The organism is Paraburkholderia sp. SG-MS1 (assembly GCF_012275575.1).
GTDB lineage: Bacteria > Pseudomonadota > Gammaproteobacteria > Burkholderiales > Burkholderiaceae > Paraburkholderia.
The window spans coordinates 1-476 of sequence record NZ_NPIH01000078.1 but is presented as its reverse complement, the minus strand read 5'-3'; the positions used below and the strand labels follow the sequence as shown (position 1 = coordinate 476).

1 protein-coding gene and 1 pseudogene are annotated in these 476 nt (G+C 64.3%); both read right to left on the bottom strand.

Features of this window, described 5'->3' with window-relative positions:
- A pseudogene (locus CIC12_RS05170) lies at positions 1–274 on the bottom strand (SPOR domain-containing protein); the annotation flags it as partial.
- A 61-nt stretch (positions 275–335) separates the two neighbouring features.
- A partial coding sequence (locus CIC12_RS05165; RefSeq protein ID WP_168662790.1) for a DALR anticodon-binding domain-containing protein occupies positions 336–476 on the bottom strand: 141 nt, incomplete at its 5' end.

The following is a 476-nucleotide window of genomic DNA, read 5'->3' as shown; positions in this document are numbered from 1 at the left end:
GTTGCGCGGCCTGCGGCACCGGTTGGCCCGGCGTCTTGCCTTGCAGCGGCCGGTTCGGGTCGTATTGCGCCTGGCTCGCGGCGGTGTCCGACGCCGCGGGCGGCGCCACCTTCGACACGAACGGCGTAGGCGCACGGGTGATATACAGCGCCACCACTACCGCGATCGCAAGGCCGACGATCAGGCCCAGCACGATGCCGAGAAAAGTCCCCCCGGTTTGTTTCGATTGCTTTGTTGTGCGGCGTGGTTTTGCCATCGTACGAATCACCTGCAAAAAGAATCCTGGAACGGCCGTCGATTATAACGACGGCCGCGTGCATGTTACGTCGGAGGGGTTACATCTTGACGGGAGCGGAGACGCCGATCGTCGCGAGACCGTTGGCCAGCACTTGACGCGTGGCCGCAAGCAGCGCGACGCGTGCATTGCGCTCGGCCGCATCGTCGACCAGCACGCGTTCGGCACGGTCATTGTAGAA